Raw genomic sequence first — 18,434 nt, forward strand, 5'->3', positions numbered from 1 at the left:
TACAAAAGCATATTGCGACATCTTGTGTCGTATCGTTAATTTTAAGCTCTTTTTTTCTAAAAAAAACGCTCCATAATGCATAAAGACGTTAATGCAACACGAAGTACTGTTAGAGATTACAGAACAATATAAGGTCTGAACGTTGATTCAGACATCCTTTTAAAGACGGAGGTTTCTATGGAAGCAGCGAATTTCACCATGTGGGTTGGATTTGGCTTGATCGCTGTCGCAGTTATTGCTGTTTTCTTCTCTCCTTATCGTCGTTGGTTAGGTTTTATGTTGGCGGGTATGATTAGTTGGGGACTGCTCGAAGTGGTACGCTTTGGTGTGCAAACCATGTTCGAAATGTCTGTCGCTTATAGTTATCTGACAGCGCTCAGCCTTGCGATGGTGACGGTGACATTTATTCTTTTACGTGAAGACAAACAAGCACAAAAACAACTGGCAAATCGCCAGTATATTGAACACACGCCTGTTTATAAGGATGACCAACAACAATGTTCTAGTCGATAAATACATAATAATTCTAATCACATCAAAGGCGTGCTCAGCACGCCTTTTTTACATTCACTTTCTGAAACAAAGCTTTTACAGAGTTCTTCACAATTGTGCTAGGATACGGGTTGTCTTAATTTTCATCATTATACTGTGGGCATAATTGTCATGAAGCTTTCTTCTCTACCTGTGGTTAAGTTACCTATCGTTGATGTAAGTACAGATCCACTGGATTTGTTGGTGGCAGGTTTGGCGTTGCGTATGAAGCAATTGGCACGTACTAGCCCTAAGTTTATTGAGTTAGTTCATGATCGTGAATTTCGTATTCAAATTGGTACAGATTTGGGTATGGCGCGTCAGATTATTGTCAATCACGGTAAGATCGATACAGTTGCAGGCAATCCTGAAAAAGCGGATTTTATTTTGCAATTTGCTTCAAGTGAGCAAGGCGTAAAAACTTTAGTAAAAGGCGACCCAACAGCATTCATGACAGGTATGCAAGACGGTAGCATTAAAATGGAAGGTGACTTTAGCTTATTGGTTTGGTTCAACCAAGCAGCGAAATTGATTCCACCTAAAGTACCAAAACCTGTAAAAGAAAAAATTCGCCAAGCACGTGCGTTTATTAAAGAAAAAACAGGTAAATAACAAGCCTGAGAAAAACTCCCTAGATGGGAGTTTTTTATTGCCTAAACTTATTCAATCTCTAAATTAAAAGTCACAGGTCCATCATTCACCAAATGTACTTTCATATCCGCAGCAAAAATACCTGTTTGTACATTTTCAAATTGCTGTTGTGCGTATTCAACCAATTGCTCGTAGAGTGCTTTGGCATCTGAAGGTGGCATCGCAGGTCCAAAGTCTGGTCGTAACCCTTTTTGAGTTTGTGCCATGAGGGTAAATTGAGATACCAATAAAATACCGCCACTGGCTTGACTCACATTCCACCCCATCTTGCCATTTTCATCGTCAAAGATTCGATATTTGAGAATCTTATCTATCAGTTTCTGACCCTTTTCTAAAGTATCGTCTTTCCCTAAGCCTAGAAAAACCAATAAGCCTTTTTCAATCTCGCCTGTCGTTTGTCCGTCCACAACTACTTTTGCTTCAAGAACTCGCTGAATTAATGCACGCATAACTTTAAAAATTGGATGATAGGAGATGCGCAATTTTAGCAGAGCAAAAGGATAAAAATGAGTCGTGCAGCAAAAGTCTACTATTCAATCTCCAGCGTTTGGTTGTATAACAACAGATATCTAATAAAAATTGGTTAAAACCATCCTTTATGCCTGCCATTATTCGATCTTTACTCGACACGGACTTGTATAAATTCACGATGTTGCAAGTCGTGCTACATCAGTTTCCGCAAACTCACAGTGTTTATTTATTTCGTTGCCGCAATTTAGATGACACGGTTTATCCGCTAGTTGAGATTTTGGATGATTTGAACCATCAACTTGATTTGTTGTGTGAGCTGCGCTTCACCGATGATGAGTTACAGTATTTACGTTCCTTGCGTTTTATTAAAAGTGATTTTGTTGATTACTTAGAGTTATTTCAACTTAAACGTCGTTTTATCCAAGCCAGTATGGATGAGGCAGGTCGGCTCGATATTCGAATCGAAGGTCCAATGGTACAAGCCATGATGTTTGAGATTTTCGTTTTAGCTATCGTCAATGAGCTGTATTTCCAACGCATCCGTAATGATGACGTTTTTGTAGAAGGCGAGCGCCGTTTACAGCAGAAGCTCGTTCAACTACAAGATTATGCTCAGCAACAGCAAGAAAATGATCCTCCATTCTTGGTCTCAGATTTTGGGACACGAAGGCGTTATAGTTTTGAATGGCAAAAACATGTAGTTCAAGCCTTTCACTCAGCTGCACCCAAAGTTTTTCGTGGCACCAGCAATGTGCTGTTAGCGAAAGAATTAGGCATTAGCCCAATCGGAACCATGGCACATGAGTTTTTACAGGCTTTTCAGGCATTGGATGTTCGGTTACGTAATTTCCAAAAAGCGGCTTTAGAAGCGTGGGTACAAGAGTATCGAGGGGATTTGGGTATCGCTTTGACCGATGTGGTTGGGATGGATGCTTTCTTGCGAGATTTTGATCTGTATTTTGCCAAATTATTTGATGGTTTGCGCCATGATAGTGGTGATCCTTATGAATGGGGTGATAAAGCCTTTGCGCACTATCGCAAATTAAAAATAGATACCAAGACCAAAATGTTAACTTTTAGTGATGGTTTAAATTTAGAGAAAGCATGGTTATTGCATCAATATTTTAAAGATCGCTTTCAGGTTAGTTTTGGTATTGGAACTAATCTCACCAATGACATGGGACAGACACCGCTTAATATTGTTTTAAAACTGGTGGAATGTAATGGGCAATCGGTAGCAAAAATTTCTGATAGCTCAGGCAAGACCATGAGCGATAATGAAACGTTTTTGGCGTATTTGCGTCAGGTGTTTGAGATTGAAGAGGCCTAGTTATTCTTTCATACTCAAAATTTGGTACGGCTATTGAATAGCTCAAATGTTATTAGAGATCTGTAATAGGTACTCTTTACTTTTGAAAGATCCAAAGTAGCAAAAATCTTTTGTTGAACTGTTGGCACATCCTGAGCAATTTCAAAGCAACGCTTTGAAAGCAGCGCAAGGCAGCCACAGAGACGGCATGGATGCCGCCTCTGCACCAGTAAATTTTTTCGACAGGTTTATATGGCTTAACTTTCGCAATTGTCAGCAAATTTTATGCTTTAAATCTAAAATCGTTGGGTTTTTTCCTATATCTTGTTTTCTGCTAAATGAATATGAAAAATCAGACAAAGATAAAAAGTGAGCTATGCTAAAATTTGATGCAATGCTGTAATCACAAGACACCATAACAATGACTGACACAGATTTTAAATTAGGTTTATTGATTGAACCTGAACAACTTGTACCATACTTGGGTCATGAGTTGATTCGAGTGATCGATCTAAGCCGAGCTTCGGTTTATGAGCAACTGCACATTCCACATGCTATTCATTTGCAACCTAAATATTTAGTTGCGCAGAATGAACAAGCGAATGGTGTATTGCCAGATGTCGATGGTTTAAAAACCTTGATTGAGAAATTAAATATTTCACCGCAACATCATGTAGTGGTGTATGACGACGAGGGTGGTGCTTGGGCAGGGCGTTTGATTTGGAATTTACACTGCTTAGGTTTCACACGTACCAATTTGATTAATGGTGGTATTCACGGCTGGTTAGGTGCAGGTTTGCCAACCACATCTGAAGTTGAACCATACAAACCTGTTGCAGAGTTGGTTGCTATTGATGAGCAAGCCGTACAACAGCATCGTATTGAATATGATGAACTCCTCAATGCAGTCAATCATAAGAATATTCAACTTTGGGACTGCCGTACCATAGATGAATATACGGGTTTACGTCTTGCTGCGCGACGCGGTGGTCACATCCCAAGTGCTTTGCATTTTGAATGGAGTACTGCCCTAAATCGTGAAAATCATCTAAAATTACACCCGCTTGAACGCACTCAACAACGTTTGGAACAATTAGGCTTTAATTTACAACAACCTGTGGTGGTGTATTGTCAGTCACATCACCGTTCGGGCTTGGCGTATATCTTGGCAAAATTACTCAATTGGCAAGTGAGAGCCTACGATGGTGCGTGGAGTGAATGGGGCAATCGCCTCGATAGTCCTATTATTTCAGGGGAGTCACCATCTTGAGTTTTTCAGCAGACCTAAAAAAACAACTTTTTATCAAAGCACAAAACTTAGTACCTCAACATCAACTGAGCCGTGTTATCGGCAAAGTGGCAGCCAGTGAAAATGTTTTGGTAAAAACTGCTGTGATTCAGGCATTCAAAGCTAAATACGGCATTGACATGAGCATTGCTGAGCAGACTAATCCGAATCAATATAAATCATTTAATGAGTTCTTCACCCGTGCATTGAAGGAAGGTGTACGCGGTGTAGACGAGCGTGCGGATAGTATTGTTTGTCCTGCGGATGGTGCAATTTCTCAGCTGGGTAAGATCGAGGCAGGTGATATTTTCCAAGCCAAAGGTCAAAGTTTTTCTGTAGAGAAATTGATTGGTGATCCGCAACTTGCGAAGCCATTTGTAGATGGTCAGTTTGCAACAGTTTATTTATCACCGAAAGATTATCACCGTGTACATATGCCATTTGCAGGTACATTGACTGAAACTTTATATATCCCAGGTGAGTTGTTTTCAGTTAATCAAACGACTGCTGAAAATGTACCAGGTTTGTTTGCGCGTAATGAGCGCATGGTATGTTTGTTTGATACAGAACTTGGTCGCATGGCAGTGGTTTTAGTTGGCGCGATGATTGTGGCTGGGATTGAAACTGTTGCGACAGGTAAGGTAAAACCTTCAGGTAAAGTTGAATTACAGCATCATCAAATGCAGTTAGATAAAGGCGCTGAGTTAGGTCGTTTCTACTTAGGTTCTACTGCTGTGGTTTTATTTGAAAAAGATAAAATGGTATGGGAAGAGCAGTTTAAAGTGAACTCGACTGTGGTGATGGGTGAGCGTTTGGGGCATTCGGTCTAACTTAAAATGAGTTAAAAAAGCCCTTTAAAGTTTAAAGGGCTTTTTTATTCTTAGGTGTTTCGTTAATGGCATATTATGTAAAATTATCTACCAACCTTATCTTTAATTTGCCTAACCTTATCCTCAGCCTCTTTTTCATAGTATTTATATGAAGAAGGGGTGCCTTTTATCCTTAATTTTTCAGTCTTAGGATTCCACTGACTTTCAAGGCTTTTTCCTTGCGAATCTTTTCTTTCTAATTCGGTTCCAATACCTAAAGATAATGAAAATAAATTAATAAAATTTCTTGGGCCAACCCCAACGAATGGTTTAAATCTTAATTTATTATGACTTTTTTCTAATGAAATTGAATCTTCATGAAACTCTAATGCTTTGCTTTTAGGATAAGGTTCTACAAACATAACCTCCTTAATTCCAGCTGCGACAATGTGTTTTGCACAATTATGACAAGGAAAGGTTGTCACATACAAAGTTGCACCTTCAGTGGAATTATTAGATCTAGCACAACTTAAAATAGCATCCATTTCAGCATGTACCATGCGACCATATTCAGTAATGTCTTTAATTTCACTATTTTGAATTGCTTTTTTAATATTCACTAAAACATCATTTTGACTAGGTATATTTTCAGAAAGAATGCCATCTAATTGTTCATTAATAGCACTATAAATTTCCTCTATTAATCTATTACGTTGAATATGATTACAATCATTTCCACCTTTATATTTATAATCTCGTCCAGCTTCCTGATCTTCTATTCTTCCATCATTTTCGTCATATTTAGGTGTATAAAGACCACCTCCAAACTTAGGAACGTCATTTGTTCCTGTAGCTAAAATGCTATCGTTTTTAGCAATAACAGCTCCTACTTGTCTAGACAAATCAGATGAACTTAAACTACTCATAAAAGCCATATAAATTGCTGATTCTGAAAATGTGGGAGTGATAAAAGGATTTCCTAAAATCAGTTTAATAAATCTTGTAATAGCATTTTTTATATGGATACTGGATTTATCATCTAGCTTCAAAAAATAATCCGCTCTTGGAAATGCAACACTAGTTCTTTGCCCCCATTTTTCATTTTCTTTCTCATCTCTCTTTATTAATAAATTAGCCTCCTCTATAGACATCCCTACAGTATTATTTAAAGTTTCTTTTCTTTTATCTTTTGACTCGAATACGGAAATCTGAAAAAAACTATGTCCATATAATTTTTTTAAGGAAATAACCTCTGCATCATGCTTTAAAGAATTAATAATATAAGCGACTCTCTTATTTTTCCCTTGATAAGACTTTCGCAGTTCTCTAATTTTTGCTGCAATTTCTAATACGATATAATCCTCGCCATAGAATTCTCGTAATTTATTTCCTAAGTCCATTAATGAAGAAATTCTTTTATATTTAGTAGATGTATCAAAATTCTCAACATCTTTAACATTCGGGTGACAAGTTAAAATATCTTCAGAGACCTTAATAATAAAAGTATCAAAACCAAAAGTATCCTCTAACTCAGTTTTTAAAATATTCTGCACCGTAGATAAATTACTACCAATTGCTCCAACAAGGCCAATGATAACTTCCTCTATACCATCGGTATTTTTTTCTAATAACTCGTCAATAACATTCATAATTTATCCCCTTAATTTCCATCTGATTATAGATAAAATCTTATGAAATGTTCTATATATTTAGCATAATGGGTTGTTTTAAAAACAATCAGAGTTGTTTGTTTAAAAACCAATACTTTACTTTTTGTTAAAAAATCTTAACAATAGTTAAAGATTTTAATTTGAAAGAATCATATTTATAAATTTTCTAACATGTTTTACCAAGCTTGAGTTTTTAACTGTAAGCCATTTCCTACACCGATTAACGTCAATGTCCCATTTTCAGCCTAAGTTAAATTCCCTAATATGAACTCATCAGGAACAGGAAGTTCCAAAACATAAAACAATAATAATAAGTTTAAGCATCAGGATGTGAGATATGACAGGAGTTGTATCTAGTGAAAGGAATACGAAAAAGCCCGACAGGATGTCGGGCTTTTTTCTTTTTCTTTAAAGCTGTTGTTTTGCCCAAAGTTCTATCAGCAATTGAAGTATTTTAGTGAGAGGTTTATAACTAGGCCAAATCGCATGGATTGGCATATCTAGTCCGTTGGCGGTATCACTAAACTCCAAACGAACCAAACTTTGTTTAGCAAAATGCTCATGGACGATGGACAACGGAAAATTACCCCAGCCGAGTCCTTGCTCCACCATCCCAATCGCCATGGATAAATTATCTGTATGCCAGTAGGCATCTGAGACCAAAATACGTGGGTCAGGGAGAGGATAATTTTTACTTGCCACAATAATTTGTCGAAGCTAAGATAACATCGTCAGCTCATTTTTATGTTGTGCCCGAAGCTGTTGTGCTTCTTTAGGGGAAATCGCAGCAACAAATTTTTCAACACCCAATAAGCGGAAGCGTTCATTGGTATCAATCGTAGATGAACTATAAGCAACATACAGATCGATTTCATTATTTCTAAGGCGTGCTTTGAGTTCTTGCTGTGCTGCGCAGTGCATTTCGATATTTAACAGCGGATAGCGATGCGTTAAATCTTCGATGCCTGCCAATACAATTTTTTGATTAATATCAGCCGCAACGCCAATTTTAAGATTTGTTTCCAATCCCATAGAAAGCTCGGTGAGATGCATTTCAAGTTGACGCAATTTGGTCACAATTAATCGTGCATGCGGTTCAATAGATAGGGCAATCTCGGTAGGCTCTAAATAATTTTTGCTACGTTCAAATAATTTTAAATTCAATTCTGCTTCTAAATTCGCAATGGCCATACTCACAGCCGAAGGAACTCGATTTAAAGCACGTGCTGCAGCAGAGAAATTGCCTCGATCAATCACTTCAAGAATTAATTCCAGCTGTTCACTATTCATATTTATCTCTAGCTTGCTTGTCAGTAAAACTGATCATGATTAACTTTTTTTATCAGAAAGAGCGCGTAAAATCCACGTTTTGTTGATTTTGAGGTGCTGTCATGCAAGGAATGAAAAGAAGAGTGACCTATGTATTTTTCTATGAAGTACTCAGTTTTTTGATTTGTGCGATGATTTTGGCTGTACTTTCAGGCTCAACGATCAGCCACACTGGACCTTTGTCATTATTAATTGCGGTGATCGCTGTCAGCGTAAATTTCTTTTACAACTATGCCTTTGAATGGTGGGAAAAACGACAGCATTCTAAGACACGAACCATTTTTAGACGTGTCGTGCATGCTATCGGTTTTCAAGTGGTCTTAGTCACTATTTTGATTCCATTGATTGCTTGGTGGATGCAAATCAGTTTAGTCAAAGCCTTCTTATTAGATTTTAGTTTAATGATCATCATTCCGTGTTATACCTTTGTTTATAATTACCTTTTTGATCATTTATTTGGTTTGCCAAGTCACTTGCTTGAAACTAAACCATTGCCTTCAACGACTAAGCTTTAATTTAAATCAAAGCCAATTCCCGCAATCATGATTGCACATAAAAATGGGGACTTATAAAAGCCCCCATGTTTTTATCTATGATATTAAGCGATGTATATTTTTATAAGCGAATCCATGTCATAGCACGAAAGCTATTATTACTTGGATGTTTGGCACTGATATTTAGCATTTTACCAGTTTTGCTTAAACGTCCTTGAATACTGTATTTATGACCATCATAAGGGTTGATCCAGACACCTTGACCAAATTCCTCATTTTGATTGAGTTTTTTGAGCTTAGTTAATACTTCCATACCGACGATAGGTTGATCTTTCAACGCACCTGTACATTTTGTGCAAGTAGTCGGAGCGGCCTCTTTAGCAGAGGGATACATTTTGACGATGACAGCACTGTATTGTTCTGTTTTAGAATTGCGTCGAATCACAATATCTGACACATAAGAACCAGTGCGTTCATCGACAACTTTCCATGTACCAATTAGAGGATCAAAAGGGCTTGCTTGAATATGAAAAGCAGTACTGAGTCCGAGGAGTAACGCAAAGCTGCGAATTAAAGAAATAATCATAAGTCGTTTTTACATCGAGATGAAGTGTAGAAATAGCGAAATGAAACAACAACTTATTATATTATTTAAAAGTATAGAAAAACATCATAAATCAGGGAACTTGGCAGTTCCCTGTAATTATTTTAGATCATATGGTAAAGGCGTTCTTTCGGGAACACGGCTGTAAATGTAGAGCCTTCATTTTCTTTAGAGGTGATTTCGAGATGTGCACCATGCTGCATCAGCACATGCTTAACGATCGCTAGGCCTAGACCTGTGCCGCCTGTTTGACGACTGCGAGCGCTATCAACCCGATAAAAACGCTCCGTGAGACGAGGGAGGTGTTTAGGGTTGATCCCAATACCATTGTCTTGGACAGAAAAATAGGCATGATCACCATCTTCGTGCCAACCAATGGTAATAATTCCACCTTTGGGTGTGTATTTAATGGCATTGGTAATTAAGTTGCTGAAAGCACTAGCAATTTCCATGTCCGAACCAATCAGATCACAGTGGCTATCAATATCTAAGTTGAGTGTATGACCATAATCGAGATTGTAGGCACGTGCATCATCAAATAATTGGTTCATCAGATTTGCCATATCAATAATCTGATTTTTAGCGACTTTTTTATTATTCTCTAAATTGGATAATAGTAATAAATCATTGACCAAAGCATTCATACGCTTGGTTTGCGACTGCATCTGGGTAAAAGCACGTTTCCAACGTGGGGTAATATCATCTTGATCGGTAAAGGTTTCAAGGTATCCGCTCAATACCGTTAGTGGCGTGCGTAGCTCGTGGGAAATATTATCCACGAAATCTTTACGCATCTGTTCAAGATTATGCATACGAGTAATGTCATGTGCAACCAAGAGACGGCTTTCCCCACCAAAACGTGTGATTTTAACTTGTACATAACGCTCTTCGTCCATCTGTGCTTGAAGACGAATTCCATCTGGCGCTTGATCACTATTTTTGAAATATTCAATGAAATTGGGTTGGCGCAAAATAGAGAGTAAATTGCGACCACGATCTAAAGGATTAATTCCCAATAACTTTTCAGCAGCAGGATTCCACCATTCAATCTGATGCTGATCATCGATTAAAACCACCGCTTCAGCTAATGCAACTAATGATGACTGAGCACGATCTATTAATCCCACCATCTCCGCTTGTACGATTCGTTCTTGGCGTTGTGCGCGATAGACATTAAATAATAGTGCACCCCAAATGCCATTTAGATTAGGTGGCATATCGTAGGGACGGTTTGAAATCCAATCATTGACTAGATAAAGCGAGCGGAGCTGCAAAAGAAAAAAAACAACAAAGGCAACAAAGATACAGCTCCAAAAGTATCCAACCCCAAATCCAATTAAGCTTGCAATCAATAAGAAAAACATCAACAGTCTTAAATCTTGTTTTGCAAACGTCCACAAACTGCTGTAACGAAATTGTTGGTGCTCACGTGCCAGTTCAGGGACGGGATAAGGTTCATACATAAAGGGTTTTAACCTGCTGCTAAGTCAGCTCGTGTAGAAAAACGATAACCAGTGCCACGTACCGTTTGAACAAAACGATCAACACCAAATGGTTCTAACACTTTGCGCAAACGACGAATATGTACATCAATAGTACGGTCTTCGATATATACATTGCCGCCCCAAACTTGGTCAAGTAATTGAGCACGTGTATATGCACGTTCAGGGTGAGTCATAAAGAAAGCAAGCAAACGATATTCAGTCGGCCCCATCTCGAGGATGCTGTTTCCAAAACTCACACGCTGGCTGACAGGATCAAGCATTAAGCCATTGGCATCAATAACTTTTTCACCGCTCAGCGCATTGGCACGACGTAACACTGCTTTAATACGTGAAACCAGTTCACGCGTCGAAAATGGTTTGGTCATGTAGTCATCAGCACCAGCATCAAGACCTTGAACTTTATGGTCTTCTTCACCGCGTGCAGTCAACATGATCACAGGAATTTCTGCTAAGTTTTCATCGCGTTTTAGGCGACGGCACAAATCGACACCACTCACACCACCCGGTAGCATCCAATCCAGCAAAATAAGAGCAGGACGCTGGTCAACAATAATCTGATGCGCTTGTTTAGCATCTTCCGCTTGCAAACATTGGAAGCCTGCCATATCCAAAGATGTATGGATCATTTCGCGGATCGGTAGTTCATCATCGACAATTAAAATATAGTCATCTTTCACAGCGCAATACCCTTAATATCTGTAACGGTGAACCGTTTTGTTGTTATGACAGGCTTATTACAAAGATTAATTATGACAATATCATTGCAAAAGAGTTAATAAAGTCGAATTTAGCAATAAATTGTGACAATTGTGGGGCAGAGCAATGACCAAATGATGACAGGTTGCTGATTAATAAATCAAATGAATTCATTCGTTTAATCGGATCATCATTTAAGTATATGCTTTGTAACAAAACTGTAAAAAGATTTTAATTTTTTTGTGATGTGGTTTCGATAAAGGATAAAAACACGGCACAGCAGGCTGCAAGAACTTCATCAAGTGGTTGTTTAAAGCCTTCAGAGACCCAACGAATAATAATATGAGTCACGTATCCATTCAGCCCTGTTGCCATTAACGACACTTCATCATTGCCTTGAGGGGCATTCGGCATTGTGATCATGACGAAAGCCTGAATAATACGGTCAAATTGCGTCAATGTTTCTTGAATGGTGGCTTGGTTATGTAAGTCTTGAACGAGCATGGCATCAATATAAATGATACGTGCCATACGCGGATCATCTTTAATCGCAGTGAGCAATGCAGACAAACCTGCGGTCACCATGTTTTTAGGTTCAGGGGCAGCCATGATGACCGCTTGGCTCAAGCAAGTTTGCATTTTTCCAATCATTTTTAAGAAAACGGTTTGGAATAACTCTTCACTTTTCTTAAAAGATTCATAGAAATAGCGTTCAGTAAGTTTTGCCTCATTACAGACATCTTTCACAGTGACAGAAAAAAAACCTTGTGTCCCATAAGTGGCGATACCCGCCTCAATCAGTTTCTCTCGGCGCGCTTCTTTACGCTCACTCAAAGAAAGCCCTTTAAATTGGCGTTCTTTCGCGTCAACATTCTTTTTTTTACGTGTCGCCTGATCTTGAGTCGTCATTAGAAAAACCGTTCCCTAAAAATCTTTAAATCGTGTGGCTCGGACGAGTTTGCATTGAATTACTGTCATTTCAGATCAAAAATCATGAAGATGACCATCCATGCCACAACTTGCAAAAGGTAGACAAAATTATTCCCCTTGTTAAATTTTATAACGAAGTTTGGGGAAACATCTTAGTCCTAACACTCTCGACAATAACATTTTTTACCAATTGTCGATGCTTTATGCGGCTCTAGCATAACTAAATTCCACGCAATATGCTTTGTCTCGTTCCAAGATCTTAGGTCATGAAATGTAAATAGACCTAATATGACAAGCAATATGTTGATTCTTGCCATTTGTCTTAAAGTGATATTGTACTATATTGACAATATGTATTGTCAAAATTATATTGGTTATAACTCAAACTGCACATGATCTACTCAAATGTGTGCAATTCATTCGCAATACAAAGGATAGGCAATGAAAAATTTTAAAAATAAAGTCGCAGCGATCACAGGTGCAGGTTCTGGGATTGGACAACAACTGGCAGTTTTATTGGCTAAACAAGGTTGTCACTTGTCATTGAGCGATATCAATGAAAAAGGCTTAGCACAAACTGTTGAGCTTGTGAAAGATAATCCAATTACAGTTACAACCAAAGTGCTTGATGTTTCTGATCGCGAAGCGGTAAAACAATGGGCACAAGAAACAGTTCAAGATCATGGTTGTGTCAATATGATCTTTAACAATGCAGGAGTTGCATTGGGTTCTACCGTTGAAGGTGCAAGCTACGAAGATTTAGAGTGGATCGTCGGAATTAACTTCTGGGGTGTGGTGTATGGAACAAAAGAATTCCTTCCATTCATCAAACAAACTAAAGATGGTCACATCATCAATATCTCAAGTATTTTTGGTTTGACATCACAACCAACTCAATCTGCTTATAACGCAACAAAATTTGCGGTACGCGGTTTCACAGAGTCATTACGCCAAGAACTTGATATTGAAAAGAGCGGTGTAAGTTCACTTTGCGTACACCCAGGTGGTATTCGTACCAATATTGCTAAAGCTGCAAAAATGAACGACAGCTTAAAGAGCCTAGGTATGGATCCAGGCAAATCAATCAAGCAGTTTGATAAATTCTTGCGTACACCACCAGAAGAAGCTGCACGCCAAATTTTAAATGCGGTATTAAAAGATAAACGCCGTTTGTTGATTGGAACAGATGCTCGAATTTTAGATTCTTTCCAACGTCTATTCCCTACGGGCTATCAACGTATTGCAGCTTTTGCAACTAAGATGCTTTAAGCTTTATATGCTTGATCAAAAAGCCATTCAGATTTGAATGGCTTTTTTATTTATTAGATGAGTCGTTTAATATCACCTTTTTTCCAGACAAATTGATAATAACTTGCTTGGAAAATACATAGACACACAAAGGCGAGTGCATAAGCTGTCCAAATACCATTTAAGCCCCACATAGAACTAAACCAATAAGCACAAGGCACTTCGATCAGAAGGATGGTCAAAATATTGATCATCATTGGGACATTGACTGTACCACTGGCACGCATGATTGAAGCAAAGATAGCGCTTGCACCAAAAAACAAAATTGACCATAGCACAATAAATAATAGCTGTTGCCCTAATACCACCACACTATGATCGGTGATAAAAAGCGCCATTAAATACTTAGAAAATAGATAAGCCAAAGTGATGAGTGTTCCTGTAAACAAGATATTCATGCCTAAGGCAGTCCGTGTCACTTTAGCCAATAAGTCGGATTTTCCAGCCCCAATCGCTTGCGCTGCAAAGATTGATGCCGCTATGGAGATCGACATGGCTGGGAATTGAATGTAGTTCAGAACTTGATTGACTGCGCCATATGCGGCAGTTGCGTGTGCGCCATAACGATTAACTAAGCTAATAATCACTAAGCCAGCCAAAGACGTGGTGACCATTTGTACGCCTGTCGGAATACCCAGTTTTAAAATTAACTTACTTAAACTTGGATCGTGACGAATACTTCGAAGCAGTTGACGATCAATTTTAAGAGGATGATTTTTATAATTTAAGTAGAAAGCTAGAAAAATGAGTACAGCCGCATAACCCATGATGGTGGCAACTGCAGGTGCGATAATGCCTAATTCAGGAAAACCAAAATAGCCTTTTAATAAAACAGGTGTAACCACCAAGCCAATTAAACTGGTTAAACTCAAGGCAATTAGCGGTGTCACGCTATCGCCAACACCCCGTAAAATCGAGGTATAAATAATATAAACAAATAATAACGGACTACCCACCAGCATCCATTGAACGTAGGGTAATGATAGATGCATGACTTTAGGATCGGTGCCCAACACATTTAAAATCTGCTCAGCAAATACCAGACCTAAAATGGCAATCAAGGTGCCCCCAATCAGGGTAATAAATAATGTTGAGCCGATGACACAGCGAACCTTTTCAAGATTTTGTGCTCCCCATGCTTGCCCAACTAATACGGTAGTGCCTGCTGAAATTCCAATCACAAAAGCCAAGAGAAAAAACAGGATAGGGAAAAATACAGAAACGGCTGCAATCGCATCCACGCCCATCATCTGACCGACAAAAATCGTATTAATCGTACCTGAAAGATTCTGCAAAATATTTGTGGCGATTAGCGGGACAAGAAAAACAAAAAAGGTTTTCCAGAGATTGGGTTGCATCACCAACGTTTGGCGTGGCGTCATTTAAACTCCTTTACGCGTCTATTGGAAACGCAAATCATCTCTTCAAAATAACATATGCAGCACGAGCTTGGGTTGAGTTCGGTTTATGTTTTGTTGATCAACACTGTACTAGGATTTCTCCCGCACGTTGCAAGGTTATATCTGTTTTAGCAAAACAAAATCGAATGAGTCTGAGCGATTCAGGAGGGTGCTGATAAAAGACGGAAATTGGGATAGCGACAATTTTGTGTTGCTCTGCAAGGAATTGGCACATCTCCACATCATTCAGATCAGGTCGAATCTCACTATAGTCTAGGTTTTGGAAATAGGTTCCCTGAGATGGTAGAAATTTAAAACGTGAGTCTCGGATTTGAGCATTAAAACGATCACGTTTTGCTTGGTAGAAATGAGGAAGTTCTTGGATATGCTCAGGATGCTGCTGCATATAATTAGCCAGTGCAATTTGGCATGGTGTAGTACCACAAAAATTAGCGTACTGATAAATCTGTCGAAATAGACGCATTAATTCCGGTGCAGCAACACAATATCCTGTTTTCCAACCCGTGACATGATAGGTCTTTCCAAAAGAACCAATGACATAACTACGTTCACGCAGTTCGGGAAAACTGAGAGCACTAAAATGTTTTTGCCCATCAAAGACCAGATGTTCATAAACTTCATCAGACAATACAACAATATTTTTATCTTCAATAAGTTGAATCAGTTGTTGCCAGTCCTGCTCTGACCAAATTGCTCCTGTAGGATTATGTGGTGTATTGACAATAATCATGCGAGTTTTGGCAGTGATGCTGTCTTGAACCCTTTGCCAATCTACCTGAAATGAAGGTGCTTCCAAATGAATATGAATCGACTTACCACCTGCGAGTTGTACCGCAGGTGCATAACTGTCATAACTTGGATCAAAAATAATAACTTCATCACCTGCGTGGATACAGGCTTGAATTGCACAGAAAATGGCAATGGTTGCACCAGGTGTAATGGTAACTTCGGTGATGGGGTCGCAATTTAATTGATCACGTTGCAGAAATTGTTTTGCTAACTGTTCGCGCAGAGCCAGTACACCATCTCCTGCTGGGTATTGATTATAACCATCTAATGTTGCTTGGCTAAGTGCTTCTAACAGAGCGGGTGGGGCAGGAAAATCAGGAAAACCTTGTGATAGGTTCAAGGCATTGAGCCTGTGAGCGAGTTCAGTCATTACACTAAAAATGGTCACACCTTGACTTGGAAGTTTTGACTGAAGTTGCAGCATGGTGATTAACCTAATTTACGTTTTGTTTTGAGTTGATTGTATCGGTAAAAGGATGAGATATCCAAATCGTCGCAACTTGTGCGAACAGAGATTTGCGTCTCTTCCTTGCTTCAATAATGTGCTAAATATCAAGAGAAATAGTGGAATAGTGTCTTAATAAAAACAATAGTGACAGAATTGGTCATTTTTTAGTTAAATTTGTCTAATAAATTATTATTTTTCAATTAGATATGGTGTTTTAATTTAATTATTTAAGCGATATAATTTATATCGAGAGATTAAAATAAATACGAATAATTGTGAAATAGGACATTAAGCAATGGACAATTTCGATCTAAAAATACGCTATCCGCATCATCTTGATTTAAATGATGTAGAACAATGTGGAGCATTAAATACCATTGGGGTATTAACTCGATTTGACAGAATGGGTTGGAAACAACAACTCAATCGTTGGTTGCAGCTCGACGGTGCAAGCCCGACTTTTACCATTACAGATGGTAATACAGAACACACCATCGAAATCGTTTTAAATCCCTATGCCTCATCTCAAGAGTTGAGCTTCACGGTAAAAACAGATATTCCTGTGGTCGTTGCTAAAAAACAAATCTTTGGTTTAGTACAATTTCAGGCAAAAGAGCGAATTCATTTTAGCCATCTGTCATTGGTTCAAGTAAAAGCGTACTTAACTGCCTTTTTAAAACAAGATACCGAAGCTTTGGCACGTTATTATCAAGAAAGTAAGCAGTTGGTTTGCTGATGAATGACAGGAAAAGAGATCCTTCTCTTTATGTGTTTTGTTGGGAAGATGGATGAGCCCTAATCACAGGGTGCTTAGGGCAAAAGATGGCAAAGTCGAAAGACTCTACCGTATATGGCTCTATCGTTTATAAAACGTTTTCAACAATTGCACGAATGACACCAAGTGCTAAACCAATAAATGCGCCGACAATCACACCATTCACACGGATCATATGTAAATCGCCACCCACTTCGCTTTCGATTTTGGCGATCATTTCTCGAGAATCCCACTCGTGGATGCGCTCACTGATATAACGAATAATTTTATCGCTATATTGCTCACTGAAGTTGGTTGCTAAGCCGACCATTTTTTCATTCAAAACTTCACGAACTTTTTCATTTTGAATCAAGCTTATACCAAGCTGTTGAATCGCAGTTCTTAAATTCGTCGCGATACCTGAATCTTCTTGCATTAAATCCGTTTTAATTGCATCACATAGGATCGCGATGGCACCACTAATAAAATTGAGCACCTGAGGACTATCGAGCAAAGCATCCTTGCCACTATTTAGACGTAGACTGGCTTCGCTATCGTTATCAGCAAGTTGTAACATCAGTGTATGTGTTGTGGCTTCAATATCTTGGCGCCATGGGTGATCAGGGTTAGCTAACATCGATTCAACTTTTTCGATCAGTGAATCAATCGTCCGTTGTTGTACATCAATCCCAATCCAGCTCGCACCTTTTGCTAGTTTCCATACGCCTAATTCTTGGAATAATTTACGAGATAGGTCTCGTGCTTCTTCAGGATGAGACACCATCCATTCATGTGCTAGATCAAGCCCACGTTGCAATACATCTTGGTGGAAATCATTATCTAAAACAGCACGTAACATTTCACTGGCAAGTTTGTTTATTTTGGTGCTACGAACCCATTGCACACTATTGTTCTGTACAAAGTGAGCAATTTGATCTTGGCTGACAAATTCAAAAATTCTAGGGATTGTGTGCTGAATCATCTGCACCACTTGCGTATTGTTTTTAGGATTGGCTAACCATTCACCAATTGCCAAACTCATGTCTGCATTTTTGAGACTACGTTCTACGATTTGCGGTGATAAAAAGTTTTCTTGGACGAAGCGACCCATCGATTCGGCTATACGGGCTTTATTACGTGGAATAATTTCCGTGTGGTCACGGAGTAATTTCGGTAAAGGCATTTTGCCGAAAGGATTACGAAATAATACTGTGACCGCATACCAGTCTGCTAAACCACCAACCACACCTGCTTCCGCACCAAGCATAAATATATGAATGATCCATTTGTATTCAGGAAAAAAATGCGCCGCGACCATTAAGCCAATCCATGACACTACCGCAATAATCAGTGCCATCGTGGCGAAGTATTTACTTCTCTGGAGGCTAGGTACGTGGATTTCTTCGACTGAATTCATTTAGTCATCC

General features: G+C 38.7%; 17 protein-coding genes and 1 pseudogene. 8 read left to right on the top strand and 10 right to left on the bottom strand.

The genetic code is table 11. The annotated features are described in order from the left end of the window. Positions 1–177 precede the first annotated feature (177 nt). Both aciT and MKL32_RS14990 read left to right on the top strand, forming a co-directional pair. The gene (gene aciT / locus MKL32_RS14985) at positions 178–513 is read left to right on the top strand and encodes a ciprofloxacin tolerance protein AciT (RefSeq protein WP_004951151.1); all 336 of its coding nucleotides are present in this window, start codon (positions 178–180) and stop codon (positions 511–513) included. 150 nt (positions 514–663) lie between these two features. Continuing rightward, positions 664–1,143 (top strand): hypothetical protein, encoded by a 480-nt coding sequence (locus tag MKL32_RS14990; protein WP_004910100.1) that lies wholly within the window; start codon positions 664–666, stop codon positions 1,141–1,143. Between the two features lie 47 nt (positions 1,144–1,190). Here MKL32_RS14990 and dtd read toward each other — a convergent pair whose 3' ends face one another. Next, on the bottom strand, positions 1,191–1,631 hold the full coding sequence (dtd, locus tag MKL32_RS14995) for a D-aminoacyl-tRNA deacylase (protein ID WP_004910099.1): 441 nt from the start codon (positions 1,629–1,631) through the stop codon (positions 1,191–1,193). 149 nt (positions 1,632–1,780) lie between these two features. Here dtd and pncB point away from each other — a divergent pair, with 149 nt between their 5' ends. The 3 genes from pncB to asd all read left to right on the top strand — a co-directional run bounded on the left by pncB (position 1,781) and on the right by asd (position 5,080). After that, positions 1,781–2,983 carry a nicotinate phosphoribosyltransferase gene (gene pncB, locus MKL32_RS15000; protein ID WP_004951160.1) on the top strand — a complete coding sequence of 401 codons (1,203 nt, stop codon included), beginning with the start codon at positions 1,781–1,783 and terminating at the stop codon, positions 2,981–2,983. 400 nt (positions 2,984–3,383) lie between these two features. Next, the gene (locus MKL32_RS15005) at positions 3,384–4,232 is read left to right on the top strand and encodes a sulfurtransferase (protein ID WP_075695991.1); all 849 of its coding nucleotides are present in this window, start codon (positions 3,384–3,386) and stop codon (positions 4,230–4,232) included. Then, a complete protein-coding gene (asd, locus tag MKL32_RS15010) occupies positions 4,229–5,080 on the top strand; it encodes an archaetidylserine decarboxylase (protein WP_270900717.1) in 852 nt (283 codons plus the stop codon). The genes MKL32_RS15005 and asd overlap by 4 nt, the downstream gene beginning before the upstream one ends. Before the next feature lie 83 nt (positions 5,081–5,163). On the opposite strand, the gene MKL32_RS15015 is transcribed toward asd, so the two are convergent. Both MKL32_RS15015 and MKL32_RS15020 read right to left on the bottom strand, forming a co-directional pair. Further along, positions 5,164–6,708 carry an anti-phage dCTP deaminase gene (locus MKL32_RS15015; protein ID WP_233738504.1) on the bottom strand — a complete coding sequence of 515 codons (1,545 nt, stop codon included), beginning with the start codon at positions 6,706–6,708 and terminating at the stop codon, positions 5,164–5,166. 429 nt (positions 6,709–7,137) lie between these two features. Then, positions 7,138–8,025: pseudogene (locus tag MKL32_RS15020) on the bottom strand (LysR family transcriptional regulator). Positions 8,026–8,120: 95 nt separating this feature from the next. Here MKL32_RS15020 and MKL32_RS15025 point away from each other — a divergent pair. After that, positions 8,121–8,573 carry a PACE efflux transporter gene (locus tag MKL32_RS15025; RefSeq protein ID WP_270900718.1) on the top strand — a complete coding sequence of 151 codons (453 nt, stop codon included), beginning with the start codon at positions 8,121–8,123 and terminating at the stop codon, positions 8,571–8,573. Between the two features lie 100 nt (positions 8,574–8,673). On the opposite strand, the gene MKL32_RS15030 is transcribed toward MKL32_RS15025, so the two are convergent. The 4 genes from MKL32_RS15030 to MKL32_RS15045 form a co-directional block, all read right to left on the bottom strand. Next, the gene (locus MKL32_RS15030) at positions 8,674–9,138 is read right to left on the bottom strand and encodes a DUF2147 domain-containing protein (RefSeq protein ID WP_270900719.1); all 465 of its coding nucleotides are present in this window, start codon (positions 9,136–9,138) and stop codon (positions 8,674–8,676) included. Between the two features lie 122 nt (positions 9,139–9,260). Then, positions 9,261–10,619 (bottom strand): phosphate regulon sensor histidine kinase PhoR, encoded by a 1,359-nt coding sequence (gene phoR, locus MKL32_RS15035; protein WP_004910079.1) that lies wholly within the window; start codon positions 10,617–10,619, stop codon positions 9,261–9,263. An 8-nt stretch (positions 10,620–10,627) separates the two neighbouring features. After that, positions 10,628–11,338, bottom strand: a complete 711-nt coding sequence (gene phoB / locus MKL32_RS15040; RefSeq protein ID WP_004679100.1) for a phosphate regulon transcriptional regulator PhoB — start codon at positions 11,336–11,338, stop codon at positions 10,628–10,630. Between the two features lie 250 nt (positions 11,339–11,588). After that, positions 11,589–12,266: a TetR/AcrR family transcriptional regulator gene (locus tag MKL32_RS15045; protein ID WP_005403443.1), complete on the bottom strand. Its 678-nt coding sequence runs from the start codon at positions 12,264–12,266 to the stop codon at positions 11,589–11,591. 462 nt (positions 12,267–12,728) lie between these two features. On the opposite strand from MKL32_RS15045, the gene MKL32_RS15050 reads away from it, so the two are divergent. After that, positions 12,729–13,556 (top strand): SDR family NAD(P)-dependent oxidoreductase, encoded by an 828-nt coding sequence (locus MKL32_RS15050; RefSeq protein ID WP_004910072.1) that lies wholly within the window; start codon positions 12,729–12,731, stop codon positions 13,554–13,556. A 53-nt stretch (positions 13,557–13,609) separates the two neighbouring features. On the opposite strand, the gene MKL32_RS15055 is transcribed toward MKL32_RS15050, so the two are convergent. Beyond that, complete coding sequence (locus MKL32_RS15055) at positions 13,610–14,977, bottom strand: MATE family efflux transporter (RefSeq protein WP_270900720.1); 1,368 nt, start codon at positions 14,975–14,977, stop codon at positions 13,610–13,612. Between the two features lie 97 nt (positions 14,978–15,074). Further along, positions 15,075–16,229: a pyridoxal phosphate-dependent aminotransferase gene (locus MKL32_RS15060; RefSeq protein ID WP_270900721.1), complete on the bottom strand. Its 1,155-nt coding sequence runs from the start codon at positions 16,227–16,229 to the stop codon at positions 15,075–15,077. Positions 16,230–16,548: 319 nt separating this feature from the next. On the opposite strand from MKL32_RS15060, the gene MKL32_RS15065 reads away from it, so the two are divergent. Then, complete coding sequence (locus MKL32_RS15065; RefSeq protein ID WP_004910063.1) at positions 16,549–16,989, top strand: hypothetical protein; 441 nt, start codon at positions 16,549–16,551, stop codon at positions 16,987–16,989. A 127-nt stretch (positions 16,990–17,116) separates the two neighbouring features. On the opposite strand, the gene MKL32_RS15070 is transcribed toward MKL32_RS15065, so the two are convergent. Then, on the bottom strand, positions 17,117–18,424 hold the full coding sequence (locus tag MKL32_RS15070) for a DUF445 domain-containing protein (RefSeq protein WP_243483745.1): 1,308 nt from the start codon (positions 18,422–18,424) through the stop codon (positions 17,117–17,119). Positions 18,425–18,434 lie beyond the last annotated feature (10 nt).

Source organism: Acinetobacter sp. AOR34_HL (genome assembly GCF_027854795.1).
Taxonomy (GTDB): Bacteria; Pseudomonadota; Gammaproteobacteria; order Pseudomonadales; family Moraxellaceae; genus Acinetobacter; species Acinetobacter junii.

Excerpts from the sequence above, each read along its gene's own strand:
- aciT (WP_004951151.1), top strand. The coding sequence starts at position 178 with ATGGAAGCAGCGAATTTCACCATGTGGGTTGGATTTGGCTTGATCGCT.
- pncB (WP_004951160.1), top strand. The coding sequence starts at position 1,781 with ATGCCTGCCATTATTCGATCTTTACTCGACACGGACTTGTATAAATTC.
- MKL32_RS15065 (WP_004910063.1), top strand. The coding sequence starts at position 16,549 with ATGGACAATTTCGATCTAAAAATACGCTATCCGCATCATCTTGATTTA.
- MKL32_RS15005 (WP_075695991.1), top strand. The coding sequence starts at position 3,384 with ATGACTGACACAGATTTTAAATTAGGTTTATTGATTGAACCTGAACAA.
- phoR (WP_004910079.1), bottom strand. The coding sequence starts at position 10,619 with ATGTATGAACCTTATCCCGTCCCTGAACTGGCACGTGAGCACCAACAA.
- MKL32_RS14990 (WP_004910100.1), top strand. The coding sequence starts at position 664 with ATGAAGCTTTCTTCTCTACCTGTGGTTAAGTTACCTATCGTTGATGTA.
- MKL32_RS15025 (WP_270900718.1), top strand. The coding sequence starts at position 8,121 with ATGCAAGGAATGAAAAGAAGAGTGACCTATGTATTTTTCTATGAAGTA.
- MKL32_RS15050 (WP_004910072.1), top strand. The coding sequence starts at position 12,729 with ATGAAAAATTTTAAAAATAAAGTCGCAGCGATCACAGGTGCAGGTTCT.
- MKL32_RS15045 (WP_005403443.1), bottom strand. The coding sequence starts at position 12,266 with ATGACGACTCAAGATCAGGCGACACGTAAAAAAAAGAATGTTGACGCG.
- MKL32_RS15060 (WP_270900721.1), bottom strand. The coding sequence starts at position 16,229 with ATGCTGCAACTTCAGTCAAAACTTCCAAGTCAAGGTGTGACCATTTTT.
- MKL32_RS15055 (WP_270900720.1), bottom strand. The coding sequence starts at position 14,977 with ATGACGCCACGCCAAACGTTGGTGATGCAACCCAATCTCTGGAAAACC.
- MKL32_RS15015 (WP_233738504.1), bottom strand. The coding sequence starts at position 6,708 with ATGAATGTTATTGACGAGTTATTAGAAAAAAATACCGATGGTATAGAG.
- MKL32_RS15030 (WP_270900719.1), bottom strand. The coding sequence starts at position 9,138 with ATGATTATTTCTTTAATTCGCAGCTTTGCGTTACTCCTCGGACTCAGT.
- MKL32_RS15070 (WP_243483745.1), bottom strand. The coding sequence starts at position 18,424 with ATGAATTCAGTCGAAGAAATCCACGTACCTAGCCTCCAGAGAAGTAAA.
- dtd (WP_004910099.1), bottom strand. The coding sequence starts at position 1,631 with ATGCGTGCATTAATTCAGCGAGTTCTTGAAGCAAAAGTAGTTGTGGAC.